This window comes from Streptomyces sp., assembly GCF_036566765.1.
In the GTDB taxonomy this organism is placed as follows: domain Bacteria; phylum Actinomycetota; class Actinomycetes; order Streptomycetales; family Streptomycetaceae; genus Streptomyces.
Map to the genome: position 1 here is coordinate 1 of NZ_DATCVQ010000566.1, position 6396 is coordinate 6396.

The window sequence follows — 6396 nt, forward strand, 5'->3', positions numbered from 1 at the left end:
CGACCGTCAGGCCGGCCTCGGACGCCATCTCCAGGGTCAGGTCGATCGGGAAACCGTAGGTGTCGTGCAACTGGAACGCGCGGTCACCGGGAAGCTGGCTGCCGCCCGACTGCTTCGTGGCCGCCACGGCGGTGTCGAAGATTCGGGAGCCGGCGGTCAGGGTCGCCAGGAAGGCGTCCTCCTCGGCCCGCACGATCGCGGAGATCCGCTCGAAGTCGGTGACGAGCTCCGGGTAGGCGGGAGCCATCGCGTCACGCACCACCTCGGCGAACGTGCCCAGCACCGGCTCGTGCACGCCGAGCAGCCGGGCGGAACGGACGATGCGGCGCAACAGCCGGCGCAGCACGTAGCCGCGGCCCTCGTTGCCGGGGGTGACGCCGTCGCCGATGAGCATGACGGAGGTGCGCATGTGGTCGGCGACCACGCGCAGCGAGACGTCGCTGTCGTGGGCCTTGCCGTAGGCGACGCCGGTGAGGGCGGTGGCCTTGTCGATGACGACCTGGAGGGTGTCCGTCTCGTACATGTTCTGGACGCCCTGGAGGATCATCGCCAGGCGCTCCAGGCCGAGGCCCGTGTCGATGTTCTTGGCCGGCAGGTCGCCGAGGATCGGGAAGTCCTCCTTGCCGGAGCCCTCACCGCGCTCGTACTGCATGAAGACCAGGTTCCAGATCTCCACGTACCGCTCGTCGTTGACGGCCGGGCCGCCCTCGACGCCGAAGTCGGGGCCGCGGTCGTAGTTGATCTCGGAGCAGGGCCCGCAGGGACCCGGGACGCCCATGGACCAGAAGTTGGGGCCCATGCCCAGGCGCTGGATGCGCTCGGCGGGGACGCCGACGACGTCGCGCCAGATGCGCTCGGCCTCGTCGTCCTGCTCGTAGACGGTGATCCAGAGCTTCTCCGGGTCCAGCCCGTAGCCGCCGTGCTCCACCGAGGAGGTCAGCAGCTCCCAGGCGAGCTTGATGGCGTCTTCCTTGAAGTAGTCGCCGAAGGAGAAGTTGCCGCACATCTGGAAGAACGTGCCGTGCCGGGTGGTCTTGCCGACCTCTTCGATGTCCGGCGTGCGCACGCACTTCTGCACGCTCGCGGCGCGCGGGAAGGGCGGCTTGACCTCACCCAGGAAGTAGGGCTTGAACGGCACCATGCCGGCCGGGACGAGCAGCAGAGTCGGGTCGTCCGCGATGAGCGACGCCGAAGGGACGACGGTGTGCCCGCGCTCCTCGAAGAAGCTCAGCCAGCGGCGGCGGATTTCAGCCGACTCCATCAGTGGTCCTCATTCCGGTTGTACGTGATCGTGGGGTACGCGTGCTTGCTGCTTTTCGCCCGCGGGTCGAGCGCGGCGGGGCGGCGCGGAGCGGGGAGCTCCCGCCCGAGCGGTTCGTCCGCGGCCTCCAGGCCGAGCGCCTCGCCGAGTTCGGCCTCGCGCTGGACCATGCCCGCCCGGACGTCGAGGGCGAAGTCCTTGAGCCGGTGTCCGGTCTCGATCGCCTTGTTCGCGGCCTGCGCGGCGAGGCTCTCGGGGGTCAGCTGCTTGAGCTTCTGGTTGACCTTCGTGGTGGCCCAGATGCCGGCGGCGGCACCGGCGGTGAACCAGAACGTGCGGCGGAACATCGTGCTCAGCCCTTCTGCTTCCGTCGTCGCGCGGACGGCACGGTCCGGCCGACGACCACCGTCCGGCGCACCTGCTCGCTCGGCTGCTCGTCGCGCGGGCGGCCGAGCGCCTTGCGGACGCCGTAGCCGAAGGCCGCGACCTTGACGAGCGGGCCGCCGAAGGTGGAGGCGACGGTCGAGGAGAGCGCCGACGCGTTGGAGGTGACCTCCTGGACGTCGGAGGCGATGGCGTCGACCCGGTCGAGCTGGGTCTGTGCCGCGCGGACTGTCGCGGAGGCGTCGGCCAGCAGCGGAACCGCCTGCTCGGTCACGTCCGCCACGAGCTTGGTGGTCGCCCTGAGCGTCTGCGCCAGCCTCACCAGCACCACGGCGAGGAAGGAGACGAGAATCGCCCAGAACACGGCCACCAGGATCCCGGCAACCTCTCCACCGGTCACACCGCACCGCTCTCTGCTGTCGTTGGTCCCTTGCGAAAAGTCGTCCTCCGACCCTATCGCGCCCGGGGTCTCTCCCCGTACCGCATTACGGCCCGCGCGGGGCCCGGGAACGGCGGATCTCCGGACCGATTGTACGGAGTGCGCCCGAATGGGTACGCTCCGTGTCCCATGCGACGGAGCAATCTCCCGGCGGAGCTGAACCGGTTCGTCGGACGGGCCGGCGAGCGGGACGAACTGGGGCGGCTCCTTGGGGAGTTCCGCCTGGTCACCGTGGTCGGCATGGGTGGGGTGGGCAAGACCCGGCTGGCGCTGCGCTGCGCGGCCGCGACGGAGAAACGCTACGGCGACGGGGTGCGGCTCGCCGATCTCTCGGCGCTGCGCGATCCGGGGCTCCTGGAGCACGCGCTGGCCGAGGCGCTGGGGCTGACCGACCACACCAGCCGGTCCCCGCGCGCCATGCTGGCCGAGCATCTCGCGGAGCTGCGGCTGCTGCTCGTGGTGGACGGCTTCGAGCACCTGGTGGAGGAGTGCGCGCCGCTGCTGCGGGAGCTGCTCTGCCGGGCCCCGGGGCTGACCGTGCTGGCGGCGGGCCGCCGGCCCCTGCGAGTGGACGGCGAGGCGGTGTTCACGTTGACGCCGATGTCGGACGAGGACGCGGTGGAGCTGTTCGCCGTACGGGCGGCGGCGTCGAGCGCGCGCGAGGCGGCGGGCCGTCCGGAGGCGGTGCGGGAGCTGTGCCGACGCCTCGACGGGATTCCGCTGGCGCTGGAGCTGGCCGCGGGCCGGCTGCCGCTGCTGACCGTGGAGCAGGTGCTGCACCGACTCGACGACCGGTTCCGGCTGCTGACGGACGGGGCGCGGGGCGCGCTGCCCCGTCATCAGACGCTGCGCACGGCGATCGGCTGGAGTCACGAGCTGTGCACGCCGGAGGAACGGCTGCTGTGGGCGCGGCTCTCGGTGTTCGCCGGACCCTTCGACCTGGAGGCGACGGAGTACGTGTGCGGGGGCGCGGGGCTGCCGCCGGAGCGGGTGCTCGACGCGCTGGGCGGGTTGCTCGCGCAGTCGCTGGTGGTCCGCGAGGACACCCCGGCCGGCCCGCGCTTGCGGATGCTGGACACGGTCGCCGCGTACGGGGCGGAGTGGCTGGCCGCGCTCGGGGACACCGAGCGGATGCGGCGGCGGCACCGGGACTGGTACATGGGCCTTGCCACCTGGTGCGAGCTGGAGTGGTTCAGCCCGCGGCAGGCGGAGGTGGCCGCGGCGACGGACGCGGCGCTGCCGAATCTGCGGGCCGCGCTCGAGCTCTGCCTGGAGCAGCCGGACGACACACATCTGGCGCTCCATCTGGCCGGCACGCTCTGGTTCTACTGGGCGGGGTGCGGGCGGCTCGCGGAGGGCCGGCACTGGCTGGACCGCGCTCTGGCGGCGGAGCCGGAGCAGACCGCGCCGCAGGGGCAGCACGACGCGCGGCTCAAGCCGCTGTGGGTGCTGGGCTATGTGGCGATCCTGCAGGGCGACGACACGGCGGCGGTGGCGGCGCTGCACGAGTGCGGGGAGCGGTCCCGGCGGGCCGGAGACCGGGTGGCGCAGGCGTACGCGAAGCACCGGATGGGCTGTCTGGCGCTGCTCTCGGACGACATGCCGCGCGCCGAGGAGCTGATCCGGCAGGCGCTCGACGCGTACCGGGAGCTGGGCGAGCTGAACAGCAATGTGCTGATGGGGCAGGTCGAGCTGGCGATGACGCGGATCTTCCAGGGGGACCTGGAGGGCGCGGTGGCGCTGGTCGACGAGGTGCGGGAGATCTGCGAGGAGCGCGGGGAGCGCTGGACGAAGGCGTACGCGCTGTACGTCCTCGCGTATGCGGCCTGGACGCGCGGCGACCACGGCGAGGCGCGGGGGCTGCTCGCCGAGTGCATCGCGATCGACCATGTCTTCCACGACCTGGTGGGGCTGGTCCTGGCGGTCGAGCTGCTGGCGCTGGTGACGGCGAGCGAGGGCGATCCGGCGGAGGCGGCGGTGCTGCAGGGCGCGGCGGCCCCGGTGTGGGACTCGGTGGGGCTGCCGCTCTTCGGCTCGGCGTACTTCAGCGGGCCGCGGGAGCTGTGCGAGCGGCAGGCGGGCGAGGTGCTGGGGCCGGAGCGGTACGCGGCGTCGACAAGTGAGGGGCGGGCGCTGTCGCTGGACGAGGCGGTGGACCGGGCGCTGGCCGGGCGGCGTGCTCCGGCCGTCGGCGCGCGCGGGACGCGGACGCCGCGTCCGTTCCGCACCGGGGTCCCGGAAACGCGGAAGCCCGCCGGCTCCCCCACCGTGACGGGTGGGGAAGCGGCGGGCTGAACACCGCGGAGGCGGTACTGCGCCGAGCTGAGATCAGCGGGCGTAGTACTCGACGACCAGCTGCTCGTCGCAGATGACCGGGATCTCCTTGCGGTTCGGGTCGCGGTCCAGGCGGAAGGCCAGGGCCTTCAGGTTGACCTGCAGGTAGCGCGGGGTCTCACCGTCGGCGGCGAAGCCACCCTCACGGGCGACCTCGAACAGCGGCTTGGTGCGGCTGCGCTCGCGGACCATCACGACGTCGTCGGGACGGACACGGAACGACGGCTTGTCGACCTTGGTGCCGTTGACCTGGATGTGACCGTGCACGACCATCTGGCGGGCCTGGTAGATGGTACGGGCGATGCCCGAACGCAGGACCAGGGCGTCGAGGCGACGCTCGAGCTCGACGACCAGCGCCTCGCCCGTCTTGCCCTCGGCCTTCTTGGCGCGGTCGTAGGCGCGCGCCATCTGGCGCTCGCTGATGTCGTACTGGGCGCGCAGACGCTGCTTCTCCAGCAGACGGACCTTGTAGTCCGAGTTCTGCTTGCGGCCACGGCCGTGCTCGCCCGGCGGGTAGGGGCGGGCTTCGAAGTACTTGACGGCCTTCGGCGTCAGCGCGATGCCGAGCGCACGAGACTTCTTGACCTTGGGACGCGACTGGTTAGGCACGTTCTCCAGACCTCCGTTGTAGGTTAGGTTAGGCTCACCTTACTCAAGGAGATCGCATGTCTCGCCCTGGGAACACCAAGCGCATCACGGACAGCACAAAGAACGTCGACGCATCTGAAGGCGTCGAGGCGACGGAGGTCCGATCAGCTCATGGTCAGCCGCGTCCCAGCGGGCTTGAAATCGCGCGGATGCCGTCAGCAGCCGAGCGCACACGAACTCTCGTACAGAGTACATGCTCGTCGGTGCTGCTCATCCCGGGGGTGGACACCGCACGCCCCGAGCAGCTGACCCCGCAGGCGCGGGTCGTGGGAACCGACGGTGAGGTGTTCCTGCTGTTTCCCGCGGACTCCCCGGCCGTGCGCGCCGCCACGCACGCGCAGGACGACGAGCTCTCCGCTGTGCTGGAGATCACCGATGTCGCGCCGGTCTCGGTACCCCATCGTATCCGCGGCCGGGCCTGGCTCTACGGCTGGCTCACCTGCGCCCCCGGCCTGGCCGCGCCCGGCGCCATGATGCTGCGCCTCGAAACGGGCGAGGCGTGGGTGGACGATCTGTGGGGTGCGTCGGGCGTCGAGCCGGAGGACTTCGCGCAGGCGTCCGTCGATCCGCTCGTCGCGCACGAGACCGAGCTGCTGCAGCATCTGCACTCCGCGCACAGCGAGCAGGTGCAGGAGCTGTGCGGGCTGCTCGGCGAGGAGATGGGCGCGAAGGGGCAGCGGGCGGTGCCGCTGTCGCTGGACCGGTTCGGGCTGCGGGTGCGGTTCGTCGGCGGGCGCAGCTTCGACGCGCGCTTCGACTTCCCCACGCCGGTGCGCGATGTCGCGGAACTGCGCCGGGCCATGTACAAGCTCTTCGAGGCAGCGTCGCACTGAGGTCCTGTCCGGCCGATCTTGCCGCTGGGCCCCGGTTACTCGCCGCGCAGGCGCCCGCGGACCTTCTCGACCACGTCGGCGTACCGCGCCTCCGCGCCGTACCGCGTCGGTTCGTAGTAGCGCTTGCCCTGCACCGCGTCCGGGGCGTACTGCTGCGCGGCGATCCCGCCCGGGACGTCGTGCGGATACACATAGCCCTGCGCATGGCCGAGCTTGGCCGCGCCCTTGTAGTGGCCGTCGCGCAGATGCGGCGGGACAGCTCCCGCCAGACCGGCGCGCACGTCCGCGAGTGCCGCGCCTATCGCGGTCGTCGCGGCGTTCGACTTGGGAGCCAGCGCCAGCGCGATCGTGGCGTGGCTGAGGGTGAGCGCGGCCTCCGGGAAGCCGATCATCGCCACCGCCTGGGCCGCGGCGACGGCGGTGGGCAGGGCTGTCGGGTCGGCGAGGCCGATGTCCTCGCTCGCCGAGATCATCAGCCGGCGGGCGATGAAACGGGG

At 71.7% G+C, this 6396-nt stretch carries 7 protein-coding genes; 2 read left to right on the forward strand and 5 right to left on the reverse strand.

The window, feature by feature from the left end; genetic code table 11:
• The 3 genes from alaS to VIU94_RS32890 all read right to left on the reverse strand — a co-directional run.
• Window positions 1–1261 (reverse strand): alanine--tRNA ligase (alaS, locus tag VIU94_RS32880; protein WP_331917131.1); only part of this gene is annotated, 1261 nt, incomplete at its 3' end.
• Window positions 1261–1608 (reverse strand): hypothetical protein, encoded by a 348-nt coding sequence (locus VIU94_RS32885; RefSeq protein WP_331917133.1) that lies wholly within the window; start codon window positions 1606–1608, stop codon window positions 1261–1263. The genes VIU94_RS32885 and alaS, both read right to left, overlap by 1 nt.
• A 5-nt stretch (window positions 1609–1613) precedes the next feature.
• Window positions 1614–2045, reverse strand: coding sequence for a DUF948 domain-containing protein (locus VIU94_RS32890; protein ID WP_331917135.1), 432 nt, complete (start codon window positions 2043–2045; stop codon window positions 1614–1616).
• Between the two features lie 168 nt (window positions 2046–2213).
• Between VIU94_RS32890 and VIU94_RS32895 the strand changes: the two genes are divergently transcribed.
• A complete protein-coding gene (locus VIU94_RS32895) occupies window positions 2214–4379 on the forward strand; it encodes an ATP-binding protein (RefSeq protein ID WP_331917137.1) in 2166 nt (721 codons plus the stop codon).
• Between the two features lie 33 nt (window positions 4380–4412).
• Here the strand turns inward: VIU94_RS32895 and rpsD are convergent, their stop codons facing one another.
• The gene (gene rpsD, locus VIU94_RS32900) at window positions 4413–5027 is read right to left on the reverse strand and encodes a 30S ribosomal protein S4 (RefSeq protein WP_046907488.1); all 615 of its coding nucleotides are present in this window, start codon (window positions 5025–5027) and stop codon (window positions 4413–4415) included.
• A gap of 188 nt (window positions 5028–5215) precedes the next feature.
• Here rpsD and VIU94_RS32905 point away from each other — a divergent pair, with 188 nt between their 5' ends.
• Window positions 5216–5899: a DUF2470 domain-containing protein gene (locus VIU94_RS32905; RefSeq protein WP_331917139.1), complete on the forward strand. Its 684-nt coding sequence runs from the start codon at window positions 5216–5218 to the stop codon at window positions 5897–5899.
• Window positions 5900–5934: 35 nt separating this feature from the next.
• Here the strand turns inward: VIU94_RS32905 and VIU94_RS32910 are convergent.
• On the reverse strand, window positions 5935–6396 hold a 462-nt coding region (locus VIU94_RS32910; RefSeq protein WP_524540654.1), incomplete at its 5' end, for an AAA family ATPase.